General features: G+C 61.0%; 28 protein-coding genes and 1 tRNA gene. 15 read left to right on the top strand and 14 right to left on the bottom strand.

Annotated features, from left to right (window positions below):
- Positions 1-104: 104 nt before the first annotated feature.
- From HWN36_RS11070 to HWN36_RS11085, 4 genes are read right to left on the bottom strand one after another with little or no spacing between them, the layout of a single operon-like run.
- A complete protein-coding gene (locus HWN36_RS11070) occupies positions 105-698 on the bottom strand; it encodes an ArsR/SmtB family transcription factor (protein ID WP_176789440.1) in 594 nt (197 codons plus the stop codon).
- On the bottom strand, positions 691-3,435 hold the full coding sequence (gene alaS / locus HWN36_RS11075; RefSeq protein WP_176789441.1) for an alanine--tRNA ligase: 2,745 nt from the start codon (positions 3,433-3,435) through the stop codon (positions 691-693). The genes HWN36_RS11070 and alaS overlap by 8 nt, the downstream gene beginning before the upstream one ends.
- A 24-nt stretch (positions 3,436-3,459) precedes the next feature.
- Positions 3,460-3,813 carry an SWIM zinc finger family protein gene (locus tag HWN36_RS11080; protein WP_176789442.1) on the bottom strand — a complete coding sequence of 118 codons (354 nt, stop codon included), beginning with the start codon at positions 3,811-3,813 and terminating at the stop codon, positions 3,460-3,462.
- Positions 3,810-4,517 carry a Nif3-like dinuclear metal center hexameric protein gene (locus tag HWN36_RS11085; protein WP_176789443.1) on the bottom strand — a complete coding sequence of 236 codons (708 nt, stop codon included), beginning with the start codon at positions 4,515-4,517 and terminating at the stop codon, positions 3,810-3,812. The genes HWN36_RS11080 and HWN36_RS11085 overlap by 4 nt, the downstream gene beginning before the upstream one ends.
- Positions 4,518-4,606: 89 nt before the next feature.
- Between HWN36_RS11085 and HWN36_RS11090 the strand changes: the two genes are divergently transcribed.
- The 3 genes from HWN36_RS11090 to HWN36_RS11100 are packed head-to-tail and all read left to right on the top strand — an operon-like array spanning position 4,607 to position 7,231.
- Entirely contained in the window at positions 4,607-6,115 is a 1,509-nt protein-coding gene (locus HWN36_RS11090; RefSeq protein ID WP_176789444.1) for a homocysteine biosynthesis protein, read from the top strand.
- Positions 6,112-6,498, top strand: a complete 387-nt coding sequence (locus HWN36_RS11095; RefSeq protein WP_176789445.1) for a 4Fe-4S binding protein — start codon at positions 6,112-6,114, stop codon at positions 6,496-6,498. Before HWN36_RS11090 ends, HWN36_RS11095 begins: the two co-directional genes overlap by 4 nt.
- 22 nt (positions 6,499-6,520) lie before the next feature.
- Positions 6,521-7,231, top strand: coding sequence for a UPF0280 family protein (locus HWN36_RS11100; RefSeq protein ID WP_176789446.1), 711 nt, complete (start codon positions 6,521-6,523; stop codon positions 7,229-7,231).
- Here the strand turns inward: HWN36_RS11100 and HWN36_RS11105 are convergent, their stop codons facing one another.
- Positions 7,232-7,627, bottom strand: coding sequence for a hypothetical protein (locus HWN36_RS11105; RefSeq protein ID WP_176789447.1), 396 nt, complete (start codon positions 7,625-7,627; stop codon positions 7,232-7,234).
- A 61-nt stretch (positions 7,628-7,688) separates the two neighbouring features.
- On the opposite strand from HWN36_RS11105, the gene HWN36_RS11110 reads away from it, so the two are divergent.
- From HWN36_RS11110 to HWN36_RS11130, 5 genes are read left to right on the top strand one after another with little or no spacing between them, the layout of a single operon-like run.
- Entirely contained in the window at positions 7,689-7,982 is a 294-nt protein-coding gene (locus HWN36_RS11110) for a MarR family transcriptional regulator (protein WP_176789448.1), read from the top strand.
- Positions 7,979-8,506, top strand: a complete 528-nt coding sequence (locus HWN36_RS11115; protein WP_176789449.1) for a tRNA (cytidine(56)-2'-O)-methyltransferase — start codon at positions 7,979-7,981, stop codon at positions 8,504-8,506. The genes HWN36_RS11110 and HWN36_RS11115 overlap by 4 nt, the downstream gene beginning before the upstream one ends.
- Entirely contained in the window at positions 8,503-9,576 is a 1,074-nt protein-coding gene (locus HWN36_RS11120; protein ID WP_176789450.1) for an ATP-grasp domain-containing protein, read from the top strand. Before HWN36_RS11115 ends, HWN36_RS11120 begins: the two co-directional genes overlap by 4 nt.
- Positions 9,576-10,094 (top strand): transcription factor, encoded by a 519-nt coding sequence (locus HWN36_RS11125; RefSeq protein WP_176789451.1) that lies wholly within the window; start codon positions 9,576-9,578, stop codon positions 10,092-10,094. Before HWN36_RS11120 ends, HWN36_RS11125 begins: the two co-directional genes overlap by 1 nt.
- Positions 10,087-10,569: an HDIG domain-containing metalloprotein gene (locus HWN36_RS11130; RefSeq protein ID WP_176789452.1), complete on the top strand. Its 483-nt coding sequence runs from the start codon at positions 10,087-10,089 to the stop codon at positions 10,567-10,569. The genes HWN36_RS11125 and HWN36_RS11130 overlap by 8 nt, the downstream gene beginning before the upstream one ends.
- Here the strand turns inward: HWN36_RS11130 and HWN36_RS11135 are convergent.
- Positions 10,562-11,062, bottom strand: coding sequence for a regulator of amino acid metabolism, contains ACT domain protein (locus HWN36_RS11135; protein ID WP_176789453.1), 501 nt, complete (start codon positions 11,060-11,062; stop codon positions 10,562-10,564). The two genes, HWN36_RS11130 and HWN36_RS11135, sit on opposite strands and share 8 nt — an antisense overlap.
- 182 nt (positions 11,063-11,244) lie before the next feature.
- On the opposite strand from HWN36_RS11135, the gene HWN36_RS11140 reads away from it, so the two are divergent.
- The 4 genes from HWN36_RS11140 (at position 11,245) to HWN36_RS11160 (ending at position 14,688) form a co-directional block, all read left to right on the top strand.
- Positions 11,245-11,329, top strand: a tRNA-Leu gene (locus tag HWN36_RS11140).
- 187 nt (positions 11,330-11,516) lie between these two features.
- Complete coding sequence (locus tag HWN36_RS11145; protein WP_176789454.1) at positions 11,517-12,515, top strand: NAD(P)/FAD-dependent oxidoreductase; 999 nt, start codon at positions 11,517-11,519, stop codon at positions 12,513-12,515.
- 404 nt (positions 12,516-12,919) lie between these two features.
- Complete coding sequence (locus HWN36_RS11155) at positions 12,920-14,047, top strand: IS256 family transposase (RefSeq protein ID WP_176789456.1); 1,128 nt, start codon at positions 12,920-12,922, stop codon at positions 14,045-14,047.
- Positions 14,048-14,418: 371 nt separating this feature from the next.
- Positions 14,419-14,688 carry a hypothetical protein gene (locus HWN36_RS11160; protein ID WP_176789457.1) on the top strand — a complete coding sequence of 90 codons (270 nt, stop codon included), beginning with the start codon at positions 14,419-14,421 and terminating at the stop codon, positions 14,686-14,688.
- Here the strand turns inward: HWN36_RS11160 and HWN36_RS11165 are convergent.
- Positions 14,664-15,047 (bottom strand): rubredoxin, encoded by a 384-nt coding sequence (locus tag HWN36_RS11165; protein ID WP_176789458.1) that lies wholly within the window; start codon positions 15,045-15,047, stop codon positions 14,664-14,666. The genes HWN36_RS11160 and HWN36_RS11165 overlap by 25 nt on opposite strands.
- Before the next feature lie 142 nt (positions 15,048-15,189).
- Here HWN36_RS11165 and HWN36_RS11170 point away from each other — a divergent pair, with 142 nt between their 5' ends.
- The gene (locus HWN36_RS11170) at positions 15,190-15,942 is read left to right on the top strand and encodes a PEGA domain-containing protein (protein ID WP_176789459.1); all 753 of its coding nucleotides are present in this window, start codon (positions 15,190-15,192) and stop codon (positions 15,940-15,942) included.
- Between the two features lie 3 nt (positions 15,943-15,945).
- Here HWN36_RS11170 and HWN36_RS11175 read toward each other — a convergent pair whose 3' ends face one another.
- Positions 15,946-16,134, bottom strand: coding sequence for a hypothetical protein (locus HWN36_RS11175; RefSeq protein ID WP_176789460.1), 189 nt, complete (start codon positions 16,132-16,134; stop codon positions 15,946-15,948).
- Between the two features lie 86 nt (positions 16,135-16,220).
- Between HWN36_RS11175 and HWN36_RS11180 the strand changes: the two genes are divergently transcribed.
- Both HWN36_RS11180 and HWN36_RS11185 read left to right on the top strand, forming a co-directional pair.
- Entirely contained in the window at positions 16,221-16,793 is a 573-nt protein-coding gene (locus tag HWN36_RS11180) for a diacylglycerol/polyprenol kinase family protein (protein ID WP_176789461.1), read from the top strand.
- A gap of 196 nt (positions 16,794-16,989) precedes the next feature.
- Positions 16,990-17,781, top strand: coding sequence for a heparan-alpha-glucosaminide N-acetyltransferase (locus HWN36_RS11185; RefSeq protein ID WP_176789462.1), 792 nt, complete (start codon positions 16,990-16,992; stop codon positions 17,779-17,781).
- Between the two features lie 67 nt (positions 17,782-17,848).
- Here HWN36_RS11185 and HWN36_RS11190 read toward each other — a convergent pair whose 3' ends face one another.
- From HWN36_RS11190 to HWN36_RS11210, 6 genes are all read right to left on the bottom strand, one after another.
- A complete protein-coding gene (locus tag HWN36_RS11190) occupies positions 17,849-18,562 on the bottom strand; it encodes a protein phosphatase 2C domain-containing protein (protein ID WP_176789463.1) in 714 nt (237 codons plus the stop codon).
- Between the two features lie 914 nt (positions 18,563-19,476).
- Complete coding sequence (locus tag HWN36_RS11195; RefSeq protein WP_176789464.1) at positions 19,477-20,328, bottom strand: methanogenesis marker 8 protein; 852 nt, start codon at positions 20,326-20,328, stop codon at positions 19,477-19,479.
- Positions 20,325-21,494, bottom strand: coding sequence for an adenine deaminase C-terminal domain-containing protein (locus HWN36_RS11200; protein WP_343044980.1), 1,170 nt, complete (start codon positions 21,492-21,494; stop codon positions 20,325-20,327). Before HWN36_RS11200 ends, HWN36_RS11195 begins: the two co-directional genes overlap by 4 nt.
- A complete protein-coding gene (locus tag HWN36_RS12290; protein WP_343044981.1) occupies positions 21,491-21,985 on the bottom strand; it encodes an amidohydrolase family protein in 495 nt (164 codons plus the stop codon). The genes HWN36_RS11200 and HWN36_RS12290 overlap by 4 nt, the downstream gene beginning before the upstream one ends.
- A 3-nt stretch (positions 21,986-21,988) precedes the next feature.
- Entirely contained in the window at positions 21,989-22,297 is a 309-nt protein-coding gene (locus HWN36_RS11205) for a hypothetical protein (RefSeq protein ID WP_176789465.1), read from the bottom strand.
- Between the two features lie 102 nt (positions 22,298-22,399).
- The gene (locus tag HWN36_RS11210) at positions 22,400-22,882 is read right to left on the bottom strand and encodes a GTP-binding protein (protein ID WP_176789466.1); all 483 of its coding nucleotides are present in this window, start codon (positions 22,880-22,882) and stop codon (positions 22,400-22,402) included.
- Positions 22,883-22,957 lie beyond the last annotated feature (75 nt).

Raw genomic sequence — 22,957 nt, forward strand, 5'->3', positions numbered from 1 at the left:
CGATCCCTCCGGGGTTCACCCGCGTGAAAGGGCGAAGGGCAAAAAAATAGAATTCTGGTTTTTCAGGAGTATATAATGCAGGAGAAAGAGTCGTCTCCCCCGCATCAGTCCCTCGCTCTTCTCCGCCGGTAATAGGTGAAATAGAGATAGACCTCGTAGACCATCAGCGCCAGCACCACGGTGCTCCCGCCCAGGAAGAAGGCGGTGACCGCATCGAGGGCGACCGACGGGACGGCGGCCGTGGCCTCAGGGGCACCGGCACCCTTTGCATCGAAGGCCATCATCCGCGGCTCCTCCGCCGGCACCCCGCCGAGAAGGGGCAGGATCATCGCGACAACGATGCTCGCAAAGATGACGACCGCGAAGAGCGATGCATACTTGAGCAGGATCGCCCTGATATCCTTCACCGGCGGCGTGACGATGATCAGCCGTGAGGTGAGGCCGTAGACCTTCACCTCCCGCCCCTTCGAGCTCCACTTTGTCCTGACGATCTCGATCAGGCCGGCGTCGGCCAGGTTCTCGACATGATACTTCAGGGTGGTGAGGGGGATCGCGAGGCGGTCGGCGATCTCGGCCGCGCTCAGGGGTGCGTCCCTGAGGGCAGACAGGATATCGCTTGCCGTCTGGCTCGCCATCGCCTTTGCGATCCGCTGCGCCCGCTCGTCGCCGGGCTCCATCACCACGATCTCTTCAGCCATTCAGGTTCGACTCGATGAGGGCGCGGCCGCGGGCGAGGGCTTCTCCGATCCGCCCGACCTCAGGGCCGCCGCCCTGTGCAATCTGTGGTTTTCCGCCGCCTTTTCCGCCAAGAACTTCACAGACCTCCCTGATCACCTCGACGGCGTTCAGGCTCTCGACCGGCGAGGCCATCACGGCGTGGACGCGCTCTCTTCCCCCGGCGAGCAGCGCAATGTCGCCGCCTTCAGAGATCCGTGAGGCGAGGGCGACGAGTTCCTGCGGCGGGAGGTCGACCTCCCTGATCACGACACCAAAGCCGCCGATCTCCTCGGCGACCAGTTGCTGGACCTCGAGGTCGACGACCTTCTGCTGGAGGCGCTCGATCTCTTTCCTCTGCTCTTTCCACTCGGTGAAGAACCGGTTCACGCTCGCGGGCAGGTTCTCCTGCTGGACCGAGAGGGTCTCGGCCGATACGGCGATGAGTTCCTTGAGGTGCTGCATCGCGGTGATCGCCGCAATCCCGGCCGAGAACTCCAGGCGTTCGATCCCGTCCTGGATATGCTCGACTTTGAGCAGGGCAATCGGGCCTATCTCGCCGGTGGAGCGGCAGTGGGTTCCGGCGCATGCCTCGATGTCGCCTGCGACCTGCACGACCCGGATCTGCCGGCCCGGCGGTACGCCGCCCTGGTAGAGCCCGAAGCCGTACTTCTGTTCGGCCTTCGTGCGGTTCTCCCAGTTGACATAGACCGGGGTGTTCTCCATCACCATCTGGTTCGCCCTGATCTCGATCCGTTTCATCTCCTCAGGGGTGATGTGCTTGAAGTGCCTGATATCGATACGGGCGCTCTCGCTCCCCTTCTGGGCGCCGGCCTGATGGATATGGGCGCCGAGCACCTCCTTTGAGGCGCGGAGGATCAGGTGCGTCGCCGTGTGGTGGCGCATTAAGGACCAGCGCCGCTCCTCGTCGACGATCCCCTTCACCCGGTCGCCCCGCTTGAGGGTGCCGCCCTTCACGCGGTGGAGGATCACCTCGCCGAGCTTGATCGTGTCCTCGACCCTGACCATCGTCTCGGTGGTGACGAGTGTGCCGGTGTCGGCAGGCTGACCGCCGCCTTCGGGGTAGAAGAGCGTCTGGTCGAGGACGGCGCAACCGTCGAAGTAGTCGATGACCATCGCCTCGAACTCGACCTCGGCCGGCTGATCGTAGTAGGCCTTCTTCGTTGCCGGGAGACCGGCGATCCGCTCGCGGTACTTTGCGAGCGGGTCCTCGGCCGCCTTCTCCGGGAGGTTCTCGGAGTGCAGGTCGGCGATCTGCGAGTAGAAGTTGTCCGGGATCTCGACGACCGCCCCTTCCTGTGCGGCGATATCCTTCACCATCTCGGGCGGGATGCCGTGGGAGTCGTACAGGGTGACGACCTCCTGCAGGGGGATGCGCTCGCTCTTCTTCTTGTAGGTGCGGGCGATCCGCTGCACGATCCGCGCCCCGCGGGCGAGGGTTGCGGCGTACTTCTCCACCTCGCGGTCGATGATCTCGCGCACGCCGGCGATGCTCTGCTCGAAGGAGTCGGTGCCGATGATCCGCATCTGCATCTCGACCAGGTCGGCAAGGTTGTCCTTGAGGTCGAGGTCGGCCATCATCCGCAGGGTCCGGCGCAGGACGAGGCGGGCGAGGTATCCTTCCCGCACATTGGAGGGCACGACGCAGTCGCCGAGCATATAGGCAAGGCAGCGGGTGTGGTCGGCGATGGCGTAGATCTTCTCGATCGGGGTGATCAGTTTGTCGAGTTTCTCCTGCGGGACGTCGATCGCCGCCGCCACCTTCCGGCGGAGCTGGAAGAGGTTGGGGCCGCTGATGTCCATGAGACCGGCGAACCTGGCGTTGAGCCCGAGGATCTTCGTGAACTCCTTGTTGTCCAGGAGGTGCTCGAGGCCCGCGGCGTGCATCAGGCGGCTGACCATCTCGGGGAAGACTGCGTCGTAGATGGTCGGAGAGCCTTTCGAGGCCCAGGTGAGCCGTTCAAGCCCGTAACCGGTGTCGACAATCCGCATCTTCATCGGATAATAAAGAACGCCCTCGAGCTCGACCGGTTCCTGGTCGTTTGGCACCCTGGTCAGGCTCATGAAGACGAGGGTTGCCACCTCGAGGCCACCGATCAGCACCTCCACCGAGGGGCCGGCGTTGCCGCCGCCCATCCAGGGGTGCTCCTTGTAGGTGACCTTATTCAAGTCGGCCCCGATCGAACTGAGGAACTCGTCGCAGAGTTCGACGGTCCGGTCTTTCCAGTAGATATCCTCACCCGGCGAGTTGAAGGCGTGATGGGCCATCATCTCGAAGAGGGTCAGGTGCCGGCCTGACCGTCCCACCGAGTCGAGGTCGTTGAGCCTGATACACGGCTGCGAGATGGTCAGGGGGTTTGCCGGCGGCGGCACAAGGCCGTTCGTCACGAAGGGCTGGAAGTCGGCGATCGAGGCGATGGTCAGGTAAATATCGTCGCGCCAGCGTGCGACGACCGGGTAGCGTTCGATCCGCGTGTGGCCGTGCCGCTCGAAAAACGAAAGATAGGCCTCCCTCATCTCATCCAGGGAGTGCGGGGCGAAGACCGGGTTTGCAATAAAGGAGTACGGCTCGCAGGGTGCGTCCCCGCAGGTCTCTCTGGACGGGTCGCGTGTCCAGTACGCCGCCCCGCACTTGCTGCAGACCTTCCGAACCAGTCCCTGGGATTTGAAATATTCAAGTTGATACTCTTCTTCGAGCATTCAAAACCACGTCTTAATAATCTATTATTCGGAATTGTTCATTATATTGTTTGTTGTGATACCCTCTTTCCTCAGGCGATCGATATACCACTCCTCCCGCCGTTCAAAGCGGTCTGATGCGAGAGCGATCCTGACGGCAAGGATATGCCAGCAGCACCCCCCGCGGTAGGTGAAGTCCTTGCAGGTGCAGAAATCGTCCTCGACGACGTACTCCGCCGTCCGCCCGCGGACCACGAAAAAATCGAGGTATCGCCTTACCGCCCCGGCGTCCACGGCGGCCAGGGCTTTTCGCCCCCGGTCGCGGTACGCCCTGAGGATCGCTTCCCTGAGGGAAGGAGTAAGATCTTCCCTTCCGATCCGGTCAAATAGTTCCTTCATGTGATCGTGCGGACCGCCGGCAGGTCTTCGATGTACTCCCACCCTGACCGTTCGGCGAGCGCCTGCATCGCCGGGGCTTCGAGAGCGTAGTGCGTCGACTCGATGCAGGGGAGAGGGGATGCCCGGGCCACATGGTGCTTCAGTTCTGCCGAGAGGAAGGCGTCGGCACCGAGGGAGACCGCTTCTGCGATCAGCGCAGGGTCGAACCCGCTCCCGCCGACGACGGCGAGACGGTCGGGGTCTTCGATCTCTCCCCAGACCCGCACGTTGCCGCCGATCCGTGCCGCCATCTCGTCGAGCCCTGCGGTGCACCTGCCGACAAGCCCGTTCGTCATCGGCACCGGATCGACCAGGCCGAGGATATCGGCAAGGGTGTCGTTCACCCCGCCCGGGGCGCGGTCGAAGTTCGTGTGCATCACATAGAGATTGACCTCCCCGGCAAAGAGGGGGCGGAGGACCGCCGCGGCACGCCCGGTGATCGCGGTCAGCGGCTCCCAGAGGGGCGTGTGGTGGACGACGAGGAGTCCGGCCCCCATGCGGACGGCGGCGCGAGCAACGGCTGGTGTGGCGTCGAGGGCGCAGCAGACGGTCTCGACCTCCTCCCGGCCTTCGATGATGAGTCCGATCCTGCCGGTGTCATACTCTTCGGCGAGTTCCGGAGGGGCGATCCCCTCGAGGTGGGCGATCAGGTCTGCAATGTGCATATTCACAGGTCTCGCTCTCCGCTAATGAAGGCACGTATTACTTTGAGTAATAAGAAAGACCTATAAATATGCGGGATAAATACACCACTATGGAGAAATCCATAGACGAGATCAATATAAGAATACGCGATGGCAATGCGCGCGTTGTCACGGCCGAGGAGATGCCTGACATCGTCGCCGAACTGGGCGAGGAGGCGGCGCTGAGAGAGGTGGATGTCGTCACCACCGGTACCTTCGGCGCCATGTGCTCTTCAGGCGCCTTTTTTAACTTCGGTCACGCGGATCCCCCGATACGGATGGAGAGGGTCTGGCTCAATGACGTCGAGGCCTATGCCGGCATTGCGGCGGTCGACGCCTATCTCGGCGCAACCCAGCAGTCGACGACACAGGGCGACCGCTATGGCGGGGCGCATGTGATCGAGGACCTCATTTCCGGCCGCTCGGTCGAGCTGCGGGCAATATCGCGAGGCACCGACTGCTACCCGTTGCGGACCGTCACCACGAACCTCCTCCTCGAAGACCTCAACACCGCCACGATGCTGAATCCCAGAAATGCATACCAGTGCTACAATGCGGCGGCCAACTCCACCGACCGCGTCCTCCACACCTATATGGGCACCCTCCTCCCGAACTGCGGGAACGTCTCGTACTCGGGCGCCGGGGCCTTATCCCCGCTTGCAAACGACCCGACCTACCATGTGATCGGGAGCGGCGTCCCGATCTTTCTCGGTGGGGCGCAGGGGATGGTCGTCGGCGAAGGCACGCAGTCGTCCCCGGCCACCGGGTTCGCCACCCTGATGACGACCGGGGACCTCACCCATATGAGCCCGGACTATATCAGGGCCGCAACCTTCCAGGGCTACGGCGTGACGATGTACGTCGGTCTCGGCATTCCCCTGCCGGTGACCGATCTGACGGTCGTGCGGAGCACGGCCGTACGCGACGAGGACCTGACGACCGGCGTCGTCGACTATGGCGTGCCTTCCCGCGACCGCCCGACGCTCAGGCGCGTCACCTACGCCGAACTGAAGAGCGGCCGGATCGAACTCAACGGCGAGGAGGTGCGGACATCCTCGCTTTCGAGTTACCGCAAGGCGCGGCAGGTCGCCGAGGCCCTGAAGGGCTGGGTGGAGATGGGATCGATCGCACTCTCTCTCCCGACCCGCCGGGTGGAGGCCTCCAGGCGGACGCGCCCGATGCGCGAGACCAAACTCGTGCCGCGGGTGCGGGAGGTGATGGAGGCGAAGGTCGTCTGCATCACCGAGGACGAACCGATCACCGAGGCGGCCCTTAAACTCCTCAGGGGCGAGACAAACCATCTCCCGATCCTGGACGGCGACCGCCGCCTGGTCGGGATCGTGACCACCTACGACGTCACCAAGGCGGTGGCGCGGCCTGGCGAACGGCTCTGCGTGCGGGACATCATGACCAGGAAGGTCGTGCGCACGACCCCCGAGGAGGCGGTAGATATCGCTGCCCAGAAACTGGAGCGTCACAACATCAGCGCCCTGCCGGTCGTTGATCCGCAGAACCATGTCATCGGGATGCTCACGGCCATCAACCTCGGCAAACTCCTTGGCGGGAGGTGGAAGGCATGAAACTGATGGTCTCGTTCTCGCGCAAAAAGGTGAGGGAACCGATCATCGCCCGGGTGGTGATGGATACCGGTGTGCTGATCAATGTCGAACGGGCGCGGATCGAACCGAGCGAGGGTGACGTCCTCATCGACGTCCCTGACGAGAGCGCGCGCATTGTCTGCATGAAGATGCGGGACCTCGGGGCGACGGTCAGCGTCCTGAAGGATGCGATCATCCATGACGAGAACGAGTGCGTGGACTGCGGCGCCTGTATATCGATCTGCCCGCAGGACGTCTTCTCCTTCGATGAAAACTGGAAACTCAGCCTCGACAAGCCGCGCTGCGTTCTCTGCGGCAGGTGCATTCAGGCCTGCCCGCATGGGGCGCTCTCCCTCCAGAAATAATTCTTTTTTGCCGGGGCAGGGAATGATCCGCGAGCACTTCGAGCACAAACAGACGATCACGACGATCCTTGCCGACGATCAGGCCCATATCGAGGCGGCGAAGGCAGGCATGCTCGCCGCCCGCCATGGCCTCGAAGCCTTCCTCTTCAAAGACCCCTACTTCGGGGTCACCTTCGAGTCCTACGACCCGCCGGCCGGGAGCCGGACGGTGCAGAGGATGGGGGCGGCGTCCGTGTCTGCCGGCGTCGGGCCGATGGCGGCCGTCGCCGGGACGATTGCGTGGGCCGGGGCCGAAGCGATGCAGGATGCCGGGGCATCGTTCGGGGTCGTGGACAACGGCGGGGACATCGCCCTCTTCTCCGACCGGGAGGTGCGGGTCGGGATCCATGCCGGGGCCTCGCCGTTCTCGGACAGGCTCGCCTTTCTTGTCAGGCCGCAGGAGGAGATCCTGGGCATCTGCACCTCGTCGGCGACGGTCGGCCCTTCCATCTCCTTCGGGGTTGCAGACGCCGTCTGCATCTTCTCCCGTGACGTCTCGCTCGCCGACGCATGGGCGACCGCCCTCTGCAACTCCCTCCTGCCCGGTGCGGAGGAGCCTTTCGCCGCCCTTGAGGGCACCGGCGTTATGGGAGCGCTCGCGATCATCGGGGAAGCGGTCATGACGTGGGGCGACCTCCCGCCGATCGCCGGGGCGAGCGTCGACCCCTCCCTGATCACGCGCGGCGAACCCTGATCATGCCAGGTTTTCGAGGACGTAGTTTTCCGCTGCGGTCCTGGCATTTTTCCCGGAGAACCGCCTGTATTCCTGCTCCCCGTCGGTGACGACGATCTCGGCCCTGCCCTTTTCGCAGAGGAAGACGAGGCTGAAGAGTTCGACCTCGTCCAGGAGCACCCCGCGCAGGGTCTCTGAGGCGGGCGTGAGCATGAGCCGTTCCGCGGGGAGTTCCCCGGGATCTTCCCTGAAATAGTAGTAATAGACCTGATAGGCGTTGAGGAGGTCGGACGTGAGGAGTTCTGCCCTCACCTCCGGGTCGATGCCCTCAAGGAGGCGGGCGAGGCGCGTGTCGTCTTCATCGGCCCGCTCAAGAAGATCGTCCGCTATCGCCGCAAGGCGCTCATAATCGGTCATTGAAACATGATGTTCTCTCCGGGTACAAAAGTATATTGTGGCTCCCGGCACAGATCTGGGTGTGAAAACCGAAGAATTCGACTGGGCGGTCTATCATGCAATCGCCTGGAACAGGGCTGCGACCCTTCCCGCCCTGATCGATTATATGGGCGGCGATGCGGCGGCAGTCGAATCTTCTGTTCGGAGACTCACTTCATATCTCCTGATCGAACAGAGAGGAGACGATCTCCGCACCCTCTCGATCGAGGAGTCGATTCTCACGTGCCAGATCAGGCACGGCGTCGGCACCACCCTGGAGATCGAGAACGGCGTCATAAAAATACCTGACTATGCACGGAAGGGAGAGAACAGATGAGGAAAGTATGTATCCTCAGACTCGGCCACCGGCCTGAGCGGGATCAGCGGGTCACCACCCATGTCGGGCTCACGGCGCGGGCACTGGGTGCGAACGGCATGTACCTGGCCGCAAACGACACCGGCGTCGTCGCATCCATCGGCGACGTCGTGGAACGCTGGGGCGGGAACTTCTTTGTTGAAAACGATGTGAAATGGAAGAAGTGCATCAGGGAGTGGAAAGAGCGCGGCGGGATCGTCGCCCATCTCACGATGTACGGGCTTGAGGTCGGTGAGGTCGTCGCCGCGGTGCGGGAGCGCCCCGAAGACCTGCTCATCATCGTCGGCGCCGAGAAGGTCCCCGGCGACGTCTACGGCATGGTCGACTATAATGTCTCGGTCACAAACCAGCCCCACTCCGAGATCTCGAGCCTGGCCGTATTCCTCGACCGCCTGTTCATGGGCAGGGAGATCGAGCAAGACTTCCCTGACGCGAAGATCCGTGTCGAGCCCTGTAAGGTCGGGAAGCGGGTGATCGAGCTGTGAAGGGTCGGGTGCTTGTCGCGGGTTTTGCGACCAGGCATGTGGTCAGTTCTGCAAAAAAAGCCGGCTACGAGGTATACGCTGTCGACCATTTCTGTGACCAGGACCTCTGCCGGGACGCACGCGAGCACCGCCGTTTTGACGAACTCGACGAGGTCCCCGATCTGGTCGAGGAGATCTCTGCCGGCCGCAGCATCGACTGGTTTGTCGCCACATCAGGGGCCGAGGGCATGACCGTCCCGGTTCGCAGGGCCGGCACTCCGCCTGAGGTCTCGGCCAGGTTCCTGGACAAATACGAGATCCAGCGGTTCTTCGAGGAAAATGCGATCCCGGTGCCGGCGTGCCGGGCCGGGGCCTACCCGGCGATGGTCAAGCCGCGCCGCGGCGCCGGCGGATGGCGGAACCGGGTGGCGTCGTCGGAGGAAGACCTGCGGGCCTGGGAAGAGGAGTGGCCCGACGTCCCCTATCTGGTGCAGGAATGCGTCGCCGGCACGCCCGCAAGCGTCTCCTGCATCGCAGACGGGCGCCGGGCGGTGGCTGTCGCCGTCAACGAGCAGATCCTGCGGGGCGGGGAGGGGGATAGGGCATACGGTTTCTCCGGCTCGATCACCCCGTTCGACCACCCCCTCTCGGCACGCATGGCCGATATCGCCGAGCGTGCGGTGGCCCTCAGCGGCTGTGTCGGTTCGGTCGGGGTGGACTTCGTCGCCAGCGACGATGCATGGGCGATCGAGATCAACCCGCGGTTTCAGGGCACCCTCGACACCGTGGAGGCGGCAACCGGGCAGAGCATATTCGGCCTGCATGTCGACGCCTGCACAGGCGTGCTTCCCGCCGCCAGGCCTCGGGCCGGGCAGGTGTGCGCACGGACAATACTCTTTGCCGACCGCGACCTCACCGTGCATGCAGATCTTTCTCGCCTCTCTGATATCTGCGCTGATATTCCCTGGCCCGGCACCGAGATAGAAGAAGGGGGCGCCGTGGTCAGCGTCTACGGGCAGGGCCCGGACCGCGCTGCCGCCTGCGCCATGCTGGATAGAATTATAACACGCGTCCGTACATATATCTCGTGATGGTTGGCAAAGACGAGATGCTGGCAGACCCGGCGATCCGGGCCTATCTTCTCCGTCTGATCGGAAACGAGGGAATCAACCTCATGGAACGGTTCCCGCCCGAAGGGGAGTTTTCCGATGAGGAACTTGCGGAAAAAACCGGCATCAACCTCAACTCTGTTCGGCATACGTTATATACGCTTTACGAGAGGAGGCTTGCCGAATACCGGCGTATCAAAGATCCCGACACTGGATGGCTGACCTATCTCTGGATGCTGAGGACCGATCAGGTATATCCGGTGCTGAAAGAGGAACTTGAGCACGTCCTCGAACTCCTGGTGAAGAGGGAGAAATACGAAGAGGAGAACGATTTCTTCATCTGCGATGAGTGCGGCATCTTCACCTTCAATGACGTGTTCGCCACCGATTTCGCCTGTCCCCGGTGCGGACAGCCCCTGAAGCACTTCGATAATGAGATGCTTCTCGGCGCGCTCAAACGGAGGATCGAGGCGATACGGAAATCTACCGGGCATGTATGAGCGTGTTCTCAAAGAAGCAGGCTGCGATCAGGGAGTGATCGCCCATTGCCTGACCGTGGCCGGGGCGACCCGGGCGTATGCGCGTTCATCGGTCGTTGACCGGCGTCTGCTCGAAGCAGGGGCGATGCTCCACGACCTCGGGCGTTCAGAGACGCATGCCCCTGGCCATGCCGGCGTCGGGGCCGATCTGGCGGCGGCGATGGGGTGCCCCGACGGGGTTGTTCGCATCGTCGGCCGGCACCTCGGCGCCGGCCTGACCCTTGAGGAATCCGCGCTTCTTGGCCTTCCTCCGGTTGACGCCATGCCAGAACGCCTCGAGGAGAGGATTGTCGCCCATGCCGACAATCTGGTAAAAGGGACGCGGGAGATCACTCCCGAAGAGCGGTGGGACCGCTCGATCGCCCTTGGAAGAAAATATCTGGTGCGGGCGTTCAGGCTCGGCCTCGACCTCGAACCCCTCCGCCACCTCAGATGATCAGCTGTTTTACCTGTGGGAGGGCCCGCAACTCTTCGAGCACGCCGGTAGGCAGTGACTCGTCCAGGATGATGACCAGTCTGGGCTCTTCGGCGAAGTAGGGGTCGGTGACGAAGATCTGCCTGATCGCAAGGTCGTGCCTGGAGAGCACCCTGACCGCCGCTCCGACGATCCCTTTTTGCTGGGCATCGTTCGGGATGATGGTGATGACCGTGAGGTTGAGGTATCCGGCCACCTCTGAGAGGTCGGGGGTGGCCCTCATGCGCGCGAAGATGTCGCCCGTCTCCTCCATGGACGTGATCCGCCGTGCCGTGGCGTCCACAACCCTGCGGTCAATCTTGATGGCGCGGGCGATATGGGTGGCCGGTATTTCTATGCCGTTGCAGGTGATTTTGCCTTCAGGTGAGACCCCGAAACCGTTTTCAAGGAGAAAACGAACCACCCTGCTCTGAGCGGGCGAATCGGAGAATTCCCGCATGAGTGTTGCCCACATATCTGCCAGAATGTACATCTGTGGTGCATATTAATCCTGGGGTTCTGCTCGTGTGCGCTCTGGCGTCTGAAACCTGCCCCTATCCCGGGCTTTTTCCTCTCTGATCCTGGACGAGGGGCATCCTGAGGCCGGATCGAGCGATAGATTATTTAACCAGTATATCATTGTTTATAGGGTAACAGGCGAGGGTTGCCGAGCTAGGTCAAAGGCGCAAGGTTGAGGGCCTTGTCACGCAGGTGTTCGGGCGTTCGAATCGCCTCCCTCGCATACTTTTGTGATGTTTTTCCGCAAGGCGGAGAGCATATTTCTGGTTCATCGCTCTTTCACGCGGGTTGTCCCGATTTCACGCCCCGAGTCTGCTTATTGCGTTTCTTTTTCAGCCTCTGACCCGTGCGTGGGCGTTGCATCTTCCGGGCGCAATGTTGATAACCAGATGTATCTATTCCACAATCTGATGAAGGTAGCAATTGCCGGTGCAGGTGTAGCCGGGAGTTATTGCGCCCGGCTCCTTCTTGCCGAAGGCTACGAGATCGATCTCTATGATCTGCCGCATCCAAACCCCTGCGGGATCGCCCCGTGCGCCTGGATGACGACGGCCGGGATAGCCCCGCTCCTTGCCGCCGCCGGACTCGATTATCAGGCCTATATTCTCGAACGCTTCTCCTCGGTGCGCTTCGAGGACCATGAGGTCCAGGCCGCGCTGATGACGATCGACAAGCCCCGCCTGATCCGCGATTTGCAGAGCGGCATTACGGTCATTGCGGGGTCGCCTGATCCATCGCGCTACGACCGCCTCATCGATGCGACCGGGACGGCGCGGGCTTTTCTGCCGCCGGTACCTCAAGACTGCCTCGGTCAGTGCGTGCAGGTGCGCGTACAGGTCTCGCCGGCCCTTCAGTCCGTCCCCATGGTCAGGTATGTGAACGGGGGATATGCCTGGTCCTTTCCCATAGGCTGCAATCTTCGCCACATCGGCTGCATCAGCCACCTGACGGACCCGGCTTCCCTTCTGCAGGGGTGTCATCTCCTCGAAGATGCAATCGGTCTGCCCATCTGCAGGTGCCGGAGTCTTCTGCGGGTTACAGCGCCTTCGGGCGCCCTGCCCTTTGTCTCCCCTGACAGAAAGATATGGGGGGTCGGCGAGGCGATCGGGTGCGTCTACCCCATCGTCGGCGACGGGATCGTCCCGGCGTTCGAGAGCGTGCGCCTCCTCCTCAGCCACATGGACGATCCCGGTGCTTATACCGCAGAGGTCATGGCAGCGTTTCCTCAGATGGAGGCTGAACGCGACATCCTGCTCGCCCTGAAAGCGGGCCGGCTGCCCGGGCCCGGACAACTGCTCAGGGCAGGGGATCTGGATCGGCTCGGGATGCGAATCGGGACCGTCGAGATTGCCCGGATAATCACCCGGGCACTCGCCTGTACGAGCCAGGTCGGGGATCAGCGACCTTGAGGGGGGGTCAGTGTGATTGATCGGCTCTGGATACAGGTGTGCCGATCGCCTCCGGTGCGCCGCTATAATCGTTCTGGCAAAACTTTCAGAAAAAGGCAGTGTCATGCCGGCAGCGATAAAATAGAATGCCGGCGGTGCGGGATATCTGCTCTTCAGAGATCCCTGATTTCCAGATGGGTTTCTTGAACCGTGTTCAGTTTCAGTGCGACGGCCCGGTAGAGATTGACATTGCGTACGCACTCCCTGAACTCTCCGTTGTACCAGTCGTCCATCGAATCTTGATACATCATCATTTTTATTTTCATGTGCCGATCACCGGTAGGATCTGACAGTGTAACGAATCTTCTGTAAAAATAATTTGGCCCTGAATCCAACCTAGATTTGCAGAAAGGAGAAACAGGGCCATGGATCCCTTAGCGTTAATCGAAGATTATCTTTCCGATAATGAGAATGGCATGAAGACCCTCATCACCTGGTTCCTCAACCAGGTGATGCTGCTCGAAGCCCTCCACCAGGCGGGAGCCGAGCAGTATGAACGAACCGATGCGCGGAAGGCTCACCGAAACGGCTACAAGAAGCGATCTCTGAAAACCCGATATGGAGAAACGATCCTCCAGAAACCGCAGTTCCGAGAATTTCCCTTCGAAACACAGGTATTTGGACGCTATTCCCGGGTTGAGAAGGCTCTTGAGAATGCTATCTTTGAATCCTACCTTCAGGGAGTCTCAACCCGCCGGATCCAGGAGATTGTTGCTCATTTTGGCATCGAACAACTCTCTCCTGCTTCAGTATCCAGGATAGCAAAGGACCTCGATGAACAGGTCCATGCATTCCTTCAGAGGCCGATTGAACAGGAGATTCCCTATCTCTTTGTGGATGCTTCGTACTACAAAGTCAGAGAGGGACCACGGTACATCACCAAAGCTCTTCTGGTGATCGCCGGTGTTCGAATGGATGGCTACCGGGAAATCCTGGGAGCTAGAATCACTGATTGTGAAAATGAGATGTTCTGGTCGGGATTGTTCGAAGACCTCAAAGAACGAGGATTGGTGGGTGTCAAGATGGTTGTCTCAGATGGTCATGCCGGGATCCAGAAGGCGGCGGAAGCCGCCTTCCTCGGCGCATCGTGGCAGATGTGCTCGGTCCATTGCACCCGGGCGGTTTTAAAGAATATTCCACGGAAACATCAGAAAGAAGTTGCTGAGTCCTTGAAGGAGGCATATGGGGACGAGGAGAGACTGCAGGAGCTTGCAGACGATCTGAACGAACGAGGATATCGGAAAGCGGCCAATACGATCGAGAGATTCATCCCGGGACTTATGAGTTACACGGCGTTCCCGAAAGAGCACGCAAAGCGGATCCGAACGACGAACATGATGGAAAGAGTCAACAAGGAACTGAAACGGAGAACCAAAGTTGTAGGGGCCTTTCCCAATGAAGAGTCACTCCTCAGGCTGGCAGGATCCATCCTGATGGACATCAATGAGGAGTGGGTGACCGGCAGAAGATATTTGACGATGGAGGGGGAATGATCAAACAAGGAGACAGGGCTCAGACGAATTACAGAAGATCTGAAACACTACCTAGGATCTTGCGGCATATATTCTTACTGATGTTTATTCTGTGGATTCTCAATGTTTTTTGTTAAAATGCTCATGATATTGCAGGAATATCCCTTTTTTCGTCTTAATGGGTTCTATGAGATATCCCGTCCATTTCAGATCGGCTTTGAGAATTTTTCGGCTTTTCCCGGGATATGCTCTCATCCCCTCTTTTTCATCCCGCAGGAGACCTGCGGGGTGGTCGGCAGAGAAAAAGTACCTGGGGGTCCCCTCCTATTTTATATATCAGTATTACAATATGCCGTCAGGTCACCACGTGAGTGCGTTGACAGGGGGGAAGTGTGAAGCGGGTGGGCATCAGAATGGACGCCCTTGCACAGATCATCGAGGACCTGAATAAAAACGAGGAGTTGAGAAATATTTTTGGGGAACCGGTCGCCGGTCGCCTCCTTGTCATTGCGGAGTTTGCCGATGGCGATGTCGACCTGAGAATCGAAGAAAATGGCGATGTGGGAATGGGTGATACCGAATCGAGGAGGTTTGTGGAGATCATCGACAGGGTCGTCTTCACAAACCTGAATAGAAGTCAGTACTCCAGTGGTTCGAACTGACTCTTCCCTACTTTTCCGTAATGTTCGGTGATCGTTGGGTCCAGGCCGCAGACCGGGCAGGTGTAATCCTCGGCAAGGTCGTCGAATTTCGTTCCCGGAGGTATGCCGCGGTGGGGTTCTCCCCGTTTTTCGTCATACACGTAGCCGCAGATCTTGCAGACAAAACGGGTCGGCTCCCATAACTCGAACCCCCAGGTTCCGATTGGCCCTTTTCCTGTAGCGCCGCAGACCGGGCAGATATAATCGTCGGGCAGATCTTCAAACTCTGTTCCGGCCGGTATACCGCGGTGCGGCTCACCCCGCAGGGGCGAGTAGATATACCCACAGTACTTGCAGATGTATCGCCGTGCTTTTTGCATAGGACGTCTCCAGGGGTGGATGGGCACCGCGTACTATATAATGCTGTCTGGATCAGGTCACCCCCCGGTGTGCGGGGCCGGGCGATCCCTCCGGGAGCAAAAACCGGGGCTTTATCATGGTATCGGCATATATTTTCCGGACATGAGATGGTGTCCTCTGTTCAGGTGCACGGTATGGGCGATCGTCGCCCTCTTTCTCCTCGGGGCTCCGGCGGTCTCCGCAGCGACGATCGAGGCCGTACTCGGTGAAGACATCCCGCTTTCGGGGACCTCGACCGGGGGCGGCGACGTATATCTCTTCCTCACCGGGCCGAACCTCGCCGCCGGCGGCGTCAGCCTTGACCGCCTCTCTCCGGTCGCGACCGGGTCGAAATCATCCTTCACCGTCGTCTCCACCGGCGACGACAACCGCTGGAACTACCGCTGGAAGACCGCCGGACTCGCCCTTGACCCTGGCGCGTACACCCTGTACGCCTCTGACACGCCGGCGGCGAGGGGAGCCCTCGGCGCACGCAATGCCGTGTACGGCACGGTCGGGATCAGTCTTCGCAGCCCCGGTCTCACCCCTGACACCGGGGGAACGCTGACGATCGACGCATCGGTGGACGGTGCCCGGGTTGCGGTGAACGGAGAAGAGATCGGCGCCGCCCCTCTGACCCTGAAGGGGCTTGGGCCGGGCGAATATCGGGTCGGCGTCAACGCAAGCGGTTATGAACCCTGGTCGGGCGCGGCGGTGGTAAATGGGAGCGGTACGACGGAGATCAGCGCCGACCTGATCCCGCTGACGACTGTGGAGACAACGGTGCCCTCCACCCCGGCAACCACGCCCGCGTCGGCCTCCCCCCTCCCTGCCGCCTTTATTCCCCTGATCCTCTTCGCCCTCAGAAAGAGATGAGGATCACTGCTCATATTTTCCTTTGACGTCTGCCCATCCGGTATATCCGCAATAGATGCAGCCGTCGCCGCCGCACCTCTTGCAGAGGCAGGCCGGTTTTCTGGCAGACACCCGACCTTTTTTATCGCAATACGTGCATCCGGCACCGTCGCAATGCCTGCAGACGACTTCCTCGTAGGTCTCACTGTCCATGCCCTTCATTTTCGTCAGCAGATGGATTAATCCTTCGAAGAGGGAAAACCGCAGGGCTATTATCCTATCGCATACCATCAGCACGCATGGATGAATACGGGCGCCAGGCCGTCCATCTCATCTTCGGCACCGCCATTGCAGCCGTCCTCCTCATCCCTGATCCCCGGATGGCCCCGATGATCTACGCCGCCGGTCTCCTCGGCGGTCTCGTCTGTCTTGAAGCGCACCTGAAAGGATGGTATGTCCCGATCATCGCCGAACTGGTCGGCGCCTTCGAGAGGGACGGCGCCTTCGAGAGGGACGGCGCCTTCCCGGGAAAAGGTTCGTTTTATTTTGTGGCGAGTGCGCTCTTCTGCTCGATCATCTTCAGGCCAGACGTGGCGTTCGTCGCCGTCCTCTCCCTTGCCCTCCTCGACGCTGTCGCCACCGCTGCAGGCATCCGCTTCGGCAGGCACCGGATTGTGAACGGCAGGACGCTTGAAGGATCACTCTCCGGTTTCGCCGTCCTGTGTGCGGTCCTCCTGACGTTCACCGGGCCGGTCGCCGCCCTGACCGCCTCCGCCGTCGCCGCCGTCGCCGAACTGATCTCCCCGATAGACGACAACCTTGTCGTCCCGCTGGTCGTAGGCGCCGCCCTCACCCTGCTTCCGATCGCCTGATCTTCTGCCTCAGGCGCCGCCCTGTTTCTCTTCCGTGTTTATGAGGGATTTGTGTTGTCCGGCTGGCGCTCAGGACCACGGACCTGACCATGTCCGTGTGCAGATATGTTGATGCCCATCCTCTCCTAAGAAGTATCAGGAATGGCAGGCAGACAATGAAAGGGCAGCAGAAGGGACATCACGGGGTAGAAATCGGATGAACAGGGATATCTTCTCTCTCTCGACACCGTTGCGGGGCCTTCTCTCCACCCATACTTCCCGGCAGCGTTTTCGGGAGATCGACTTCCTGCGGGGCGTCGCCATCATCATGATGCTTGTCTACCATCTCCTCTTCGATCTCGCCTTCTTCGGGGTCGCGGCGATCGATGTGCTGGGCGGGTTCTGGCGATTATTTGCCCTTGCCACCGCCACCCTCTTCATCGCCCTTGCCGGTCTGTCCCTGCCGATCAGCTATGCCAGACGAAAAGACCGGGAAACCGGCCTCTCTCTCTGGCTGGACTATGGATGGCGGGGGGGGAAGATCTTCGCGTTCGGGCTGCTCGCCACCATCGCCACCTGGCTCTTCATCGGCGACGGGTTCATCGTATTCGGGATCCTCCACCTCATCGGGACGGCGATCATCCTCGCCCCCATCTTCCTCAGGTTCGGGAGGTGGAACCTTCTCCTGGGGGCAGGGATCGCGCTTGCGGCCCTTCCTCTCGACAGGGTGACCGGACCGTACTGGCTCGTGCCCCTCGGCATCCATCCGGCTGTCTTTTACAGCGTGGACTATGTGCCGCTGGCCCCCTGGCTCGGGGTTGCGCTGATCGGGATGGGTGCCGGTTTCCTCCTCTATCCCGGCGGCAAACGGCGATTTTTCCTGCCTGCGTTCAATCTGGCCGGGTCTGAGATCGTCTGCATAATGGGACGAAACTCGCTCCTGATCTATCTCGTCCACCAGCCGGCGATCGTCGCCCTGCTCCTGGCCTGGCTGGCGCTGATCACGTGAACTACCCCGGCCTAAAGGGCGGGGTCTTCTCGCTCTGCCCCCTTCACCCCTGCAAGATAAAATAGATCTATTCTTTCAAGACGACAACAGTCACGTCGTCGTCTGATCTGGCGAGGCCCCCCTGCAGGAGTTCCCGCGCGATCTCCTCGCTCCTCCTCTCAGCCCCCGAAGAGAGGATCTCCCGGGCCGCTTCGTCTGGAAGGCCGTCGCTACAGAGGACCAGGATCTCTCCTGGCCGGAGATCCTCTTCATAGAGGTCGACCGTCATAGTGATGCCGAGCGCATGGACGATCACGTTCCTGAGGGGGTGGTGCCTCGCCTCTGCGGCGTCGATGGATCCCAGTTCGAGCAGCATCTGTACCAACGTGTGTTCCCGCGTCTTAAACCTCAGACCGTTCCCGGTGACAAACGCCCGGCTGTCTCCGCAGTTTGCGATCACGGCGCAGCGGTTTGTGACGATGGCGGCGACAAGGGTCGTTCCCATTCTTCCCTCGCTCTTCGCCGCCTCCCTGATCCTGAGGTCAGCTTCGGCAAAGGCGGACGCCAGAAGATCCCTGATCTCCCCCCTTTCCATCCCCCGCCGGTATGTCCCGGTGAAGGCGGCGGTGACACTCTCGATCGCAATCTGCGCCGCCCGGTCGCCGTGCACCTCCCCGCCCACCCCGTCGGCGACGGCGAGAAGAGATGCGTCGGCGATCTCTATCACGGTGTACGCATCTTCGTTCCGGCCTTTCTGGCCGGTATGCGTCATGCCGCAGATATCGTACCTGACCAATCTCACCCCTGTCCTCCTCTTTTTTTTAGCCGGATGCAGAGGTCTCTTCGCAGGAGCGGTGTGCATACCCCGGCACCAACGCCAGTGCAGCGAGGATTGCATCGGCCGGTGCCTCCTCACCCGCGGAGGGTACCGGTTGCGACAGCACATCTGCTTCATGGAGAGTGCGCACCTCCTCGAAAAAGGCAGTCCGTGATTGTGAGAGTTCGTCTTTCAGTTTTTGCACGGTTTTTCCCTCTTTTCTCCAGGTTGTCTTTTAAAATCGTTGGGAATACGAATTAAAACTCAAGAGGTGAGCATATCCTCTGAAACAGGCCTGCGACGGCATTATCAGGACGTCCTTTGCACCTGACCTCTGGCGGTGCGTACGATCCGGCCCGCAGGTCCCCGACGCTTGATGGGAGGAGGGTGAATGAGGCGGTATCCTTCCTTCCCTTCTCCTCCCGTTGTTGAGGAGGCAGATTTTATACTCATAACGGTTCAGGGACCTGTCTTCAGATCAGGCCCACCTGTTTTGAGTATCGTGCGGCGCTCTCCTGAGGACACTTTCTCGTTTTGTTCAGGTGATCCCTCTGGTTCGTGTGTGGATGCCGTTTCCAGCACCCGAAGAAAAAATAGACCTTTGAGGTTATATATTTCCATAATGCCTTTGCTCTATTGATTAAACACGACAGGAAATGGGTTGAACCATTCTGTTCTATCCTCTGGTGGGTGGCATCAGGAAGGGACAGGGTATCAATGGTTTTTCGCAGACGCGACAGGCAGGCGCGGTCGGAGATCGTCGAAGAGAAATCGCACCTCTGGTGCTGAACCGGCACTCTCCTGCCGGATGAGAAACAATTTTTTTTGAAGAAATGATTGCTCTGTCTCCAGGGAAAGCCCTTTCAACGGCGATCGGACGTGTTCAACACAAAAAAAGATCAGATGAGGGGTTCGGGTTCGCGTTTCCCGGCGACCGGGAGCCGCTCTGCTTTGATAAACACCGGGGCGTCGGTCTCCCGGATCTTTTCAAGAATGATCTCCTTGCCCTGTTGCGTCAGGGCAAAGACCGGGATCGCGGCCCCGCCCTGGAGGAGCGCCACCGTTCCGGCCGCCTCGCGGAGGTGCCGGGATGCGCAGACGGTGACGATATCGGCGACGGCGACGAGACGTTCCGCCTCCTCTGCCGTGAGACCGGTGGTGTGGACGCCGACGATGAGGGTCTCCGGGAAGAGGCGGCGGATTCTCTCTGCGTCGCCAGGGCTGGCGACCGTGACCGCCGCCCTGGCGCACCCCAGGGTGCGGGCGAAGGCCACGCCTCCCACCTGGTCGATCGCCGCCGTCGCCGGGTCGAGGACGAGGCCGCCGTTCGCCTCGATCCGCCTGATTACCCAGGGGATCGGCGAGGTCTTCACCAGACCGGACATTCTCCCGCCGATGCCCTGGACGAGCGCCGGGTTCTGTGCGACCAGCGTGCCGGCGCCGTCGCAGGCGATGACGGCACAGTCGAGCAGACCCCTGCGTATGGCGCAGGAGAGCAACTCGGAGGCCCCGAACAGGACAAAATCCGGGCCGGCAAGCACCTGGCGGTCAGGGGTGCACATCCCGAACGAGCGGATCCGCTCCTCGATGTTCTCCCGGATCGCCTCTTTCGTCATCTCCCGCACCGGTCTGCCGAAGCGCTCGGCCAGGGGGCAGGCGCGGATCAGGGGGTCGCCGACCTCGACGACCTGCCCGTCCCGCACGACGACCCGCGTCTTTCCTATCGCCTCGATGATATGCTCGTCGTTCATGGCTCTTCCTGAAAGAGGGGGACGTCGGTAAAGGCGTCGCCGTCAAAGACGCCGCGGGGCGTGATGCGCAGGTGCGGGATCACGGTGAGAGCCAGAAACGAGAGGTACATGAATGGGTTCTCGATTGCCCCCATCGAACGTGTCTGCTCTGCAAGGCGGTCGAGCGCGGCGACGACCTCACCATACGGCGCCGTCGCCATCAGCCCGCCGCATGGCAGGGGAAGAACGGTCGTCCCGGCCTGTGATACTGCCACCATCGCCCCCCGGTTCCTGATCACCTCGCCGATGGCGGCGATGATCGCCGCGTCCGAGACGCCGACCGCCACAATGTTGTGGGCATCGTGGGAGACGCTTGCGGCAAGGGCTCCTTCTTTCAGGCCGAACCCGTGGGCCAGTCCGACACCCGCCCCCTCGCCGCGGTAGCGGTCGCAGACCGTCACTTTGAGGATATCCCTCTCAAGGTCGGGGATCGCGGCCGCGTCCGCCTGGATGGAGAGCGTCTCGGTGACGATCTGGCCTTCCACCAGCCCGATCACCCGTGCCGTCCCCGTCCCGTGCAGGGCGAGGTCTTCGGGCCCGGGCAGGCGACAGGTGATCTGCGGCTTCGGACAGGCGGCCTCCCGGTAGCCCGGGTCCGTGTAGCGGCGGCCGAGGATATAGGTCTCCTTCACCCTGAACTCGTCGCCTCCTGCAAGCACGCAGAAATCGGCCCGCCGCCCGGGTGCGATCGCTCCCCTGTCGGACAGACGGAAGCGCTCTGCAGCCGTCAGGGTCGCCGCACGCAGGGCGAGTTCGAGCGGGACGCCGTAGCCCACCAGTTTCCTGATGCATCCGTCGATATGCCCCTCGCGGGCAAGCGTATCGGCGTGCCGGTCGTCAGTGGCAAGGCAGCAGCGCGACGCCGTGCACGGCGTCAGCAGCGGGGCGAGGGCCGCAAGGTTCCGCTCGGTCGAGCCCTCCCGCATCATGATGTACATGCCGAGGCGCAGTTTCTCCGCGGCTTCGGTGTAGGAGGTGCATTCGTGATCGCTCTGCAGCCCTGATAGCACGTAGGCGTTGAGGTCTTTTCCGGTGAGGAGCGGGGCGTGCCCGTCCCTGACCGGGAAGATGCCGAGTTTCTTCCAGACCTCAGGGTCGCCGCCCAGGACGCCGGGGACGTTCATCATCTCGCCGAGGCCGACGATCTCTTTTCTCCCTGCGAAGGAGAGGAGGTCGTCTGCAGAGAGGACAGCCCCCCCCTGTCAGGCGGCGTGGCCGGGACGCATGAGGGGAGGGTGACGAGGATGGACATGCCTGATCTGCTCCCTTCGGCGAGGATGAACTCTATTCCCTCTTTTCCCGAGACGTTGGCGATCTCGTGGGGATCGACGATCACCGTCGTCGTCCCGTGCGGAACGACGCAGCGTGCATACTCGCACGGGGTGAGGAGCGAACTTTCGATATGGACATGGGCGTCGATGAGGCCGGGGACGACCCTGGCGCCGCCGAGGTCGACCGTTTTTTCTGCTTCGTATTCCCCCGGGCCGACAACGATCCCGTCCCTGACGGCAAATGCGGTCTCCTCCCACGAACAGGTGAAGGGGTTGAAGAGGACCCCCCCGGTGTATGTGGTGTCGGCCGGGATGCGCCCCCGCGCCGCCTCTATCATTCTCTGCATTGTCTACACCGTGATGTCCCTGATCACCGAAACGGTTCTGGCACTCCCCTTCGAGATATAGAGGTAGAGCTTATAGGTGCCGGGTTCGAGGTCAACCGGGAAGGTGAACGTGTTTGACCCCCGCTGGAAGGTCACCACCTCTGCAAAGTTCGCCACCCCGGTCTGGGTGAAATTGTCCGTCCTGAAGATGGTCACCTGCAGCGTCGCCTCCTCGGGTTCGCCGGTGTTGTCCACCATGACCTCAAGTTGCCCGCTGCTATAGGTCACCTCTCCAAAACCGATGCCCGTGCAGCCCCCGGTACAGGTCAGCATACAGAGGCAGAGAATCGTGGGAAAAACTGCAGTCCCTTTGGTCGCCATCAAATCAATGGTGACGTCTCAGAAAAGATATACTATTTGGTTTTCGCCGGGTTTTCACCCTACAATGGTGCCCACGAATGATGAGAGCGCTTCATGCACGTTCTCGCCGTTTTTCGCTGAAATGAGGTGGACGGCGGCATCCCCGATCTCATGCGCAAAACGGGAGGGGGAGGAGCCGGGAAGGTCGCATTTGTTCAGCATGAGGGCCACCGGCACGCTCTGGTCTTTCAGCCAGGCCAGGAGTTTTCTGGTCATATCATCGGGCGCGGCCGTTGAATCCACGATGATGATCGCACCGTCCATCCCACGCGCAAGGATATGGCGGACGAATTCGTAGCGTTCCTGGCCGGGGGTTCCGAAGAGGTAGACCATCTGCTCTCCGATCTTTACCCTGCCGAAATCAAGGGCGACCGTCGTGGTTCCGCCCGGGCAGTTCGCTTCGATATGCCGCGTGTGGGGATCGAGCGCCTGGACGAAACTGGATTTGCCGGCGTTGAAGGTGCCGAAGACACAGAGTTTGAGTTTCCCCTCTCCCATTATCAGATAGTGTGATGCCGCCCTATTTCATAGTTTCTCTATGATTTTTTAGATCTTGGTGGCGCAATCGTGAAT

This window comes from Methanofollis tationis (genome assembly GCF_013377755.1).
GTDB lineage: Archaea > Halobacteriota > Methanomicrobia > Methanomicrobiales > Methanofollaceae > Methanofollis > Methanofollis tationis.

Bases quoted from the DNA above. Each gene is read 5' to 3' on its own strand.
- HWN36_RS11155 (WP_176789456.1), top strand. From the start codon at position 12,920: ATGGATCCCTTAGCGTTAATCGAAGATTATCTTTCCGATAATGAGAAT.
- HWN36_RS11115 (WP_176789449.1), top strand. From the start codon at position 7,979: ATGAGGAAAGTATGTATCCTCAGACTCGGCCACCGGCCTGAGCGGGAT.
- HWN36_RS11100 (WP_176789446.1), top strand. From the start codon at position 6,521: ATGATCCGCGAGCACTTCGAGCACAAACAGACGATCACGACGATCCTT.
- HWN36_RS11185 (WP_176789462.1), top strand. From the start codon at position 16,990: ATGAACAGGGATATCTTCTCTCTCTCGACACCGTTGCGGGGCCTTCTC.
- HWN36_RS11145 (WP_176789454.1), top strand. From the start codon at position 11,517: ATGAAGGTAGCAATTGCCGGTGCAGGTGTAGCCGGGAGTTATTGCGCC.
- HWN36_RS11175 (WP_176789460.1), bottom strand. From the start codon at position 16,134: ATGGACAGTGAGACCTACGAGGAAGTCGTCTGCAGGCATTGCGACGGT.
- HWN36_RS11205 (WP_176789465.1), bottom strand. From the start codon at position 22,297: ATGCTGACCTGTACCGGGGGCTGCACGGGCATCGGTTTTGGAGAGGTG.
- HWN36_RS11105 (WP_176789447.1), bottom strand. From the start codon at position 7,627: ATGACCGATTATGAGCGCCTTGCGGCGATAGCGGACGATCTTCTTGAG.
- HWN36_RS12290 (WP_343044981.1), bottom strand. From the start codon at position 21,985: ATGCAGAGAATGATAGAGGCGGCGCGGGGGCGCATCCCGGCCGACACC.
- HWN36_RS11210 (WP_176789466.1), bottom strand. From the start codon at position 22,882: ATGGGAGAGGGGAAACTCAAACTCTGTGTCTTCGGCACCTTCAACGCC.
- alaS (WP_176789441.1), bottom strand. From the start codon at position 3,435: ATGCTCGAAGAAGAGTATCAACTTGAATATTTCAAATCCCAGGGACTG.
- HWN36_RS11195 (WP_176789464.1), bottom strand. From the start codon at position 20,328: ATGAACGACGAGCATATCATCGAGGCGATAGGAAAGACGCGGGTCGTC.
- HWN36_RS11070 (WP_176789440.1), bottom strand. From the start codon at position 698: ATGGCTGAAGAGATCGTGGTGATGGAGCCCGGCGACGAGCGGGCGCAG.
- HWN36_RS11135 (WP_176789453.1), bottom strand. From the start codon at position 11,062: ATGTGGGCAACACTCATGCGGGAATTCTCCGATTCGCCCGCTCAGAGC.
- HWN36_RS11200 (WP_343044980.1), bottom strand. From the start codon at position 21,494: ATGATGAACGTCCCCGGCGTCCTGGGCGGCGACCCTGAGGTCTGGAAG.
- HWN36_RS11090 (WP_176789444.1), top strand. From the start codon at position 4,607: ATGGAGAAATCCATAGACGAGATCAATATAAGAATACGCGATGGCAAT.
- HWN36_RS11165 (WP_176789458.1), bottom strand. From the start codon at position 15,047: ATGCAAAAAGCACGGCGATACATCTGCAAGTACTGTGGGTATATCTAC.
- HWN36_RS11085 (WP_176789443.1), bottom strand. From the start codon at position 4,517: ATGCACATTGCAGACCTGATCGCCCACCTCGAGGGGATCGCCCCTCCG.
- HWN36_RS11095 (WP_176789445.1), top strand. From the start codon at position 6,112: ATGAAACTGATGGTCTCGTTCTCGCGCAAAAAGGTGAGGGAACCGATC.
- HWN36_RS11125 (WP_176789451.1), top strand. From the start codon at position 9,576: ATGGTTGGCAAAGACGAGATGCTGGCAGACCCGGCGATCCGGGCCTAT.
- HWN36_RS11130 (WP_176789452.1), top strand. From the start codon at position 10,087: ATGTATGAGCGTGTTCTCAAAGAAGCAGGCTGCGATCAGGGAGTGATC.
- HWN36_RS11170 (WP_176789459.1), top strand. From the start codon at position 15,190: ATGAGATGGTGTCCTCTGTTCAGGTGCACGGTATGGGCGATCGTCGCC.
- HWN36_RS11080 (WP_176789442.1), bottom strand. From the start codon at position 3,813: ATGAAGGAACTATTTGACCGGATCGGAAGGGAAGATCTTACTCCTTCC.
- HWN36_RS11180 (WP_176789461.1), top strand. From the start codon at position 16,221: ATGGATGAATACGGGCGCCAGGCCGTCCATCTCATCTTCGGCACCGCC.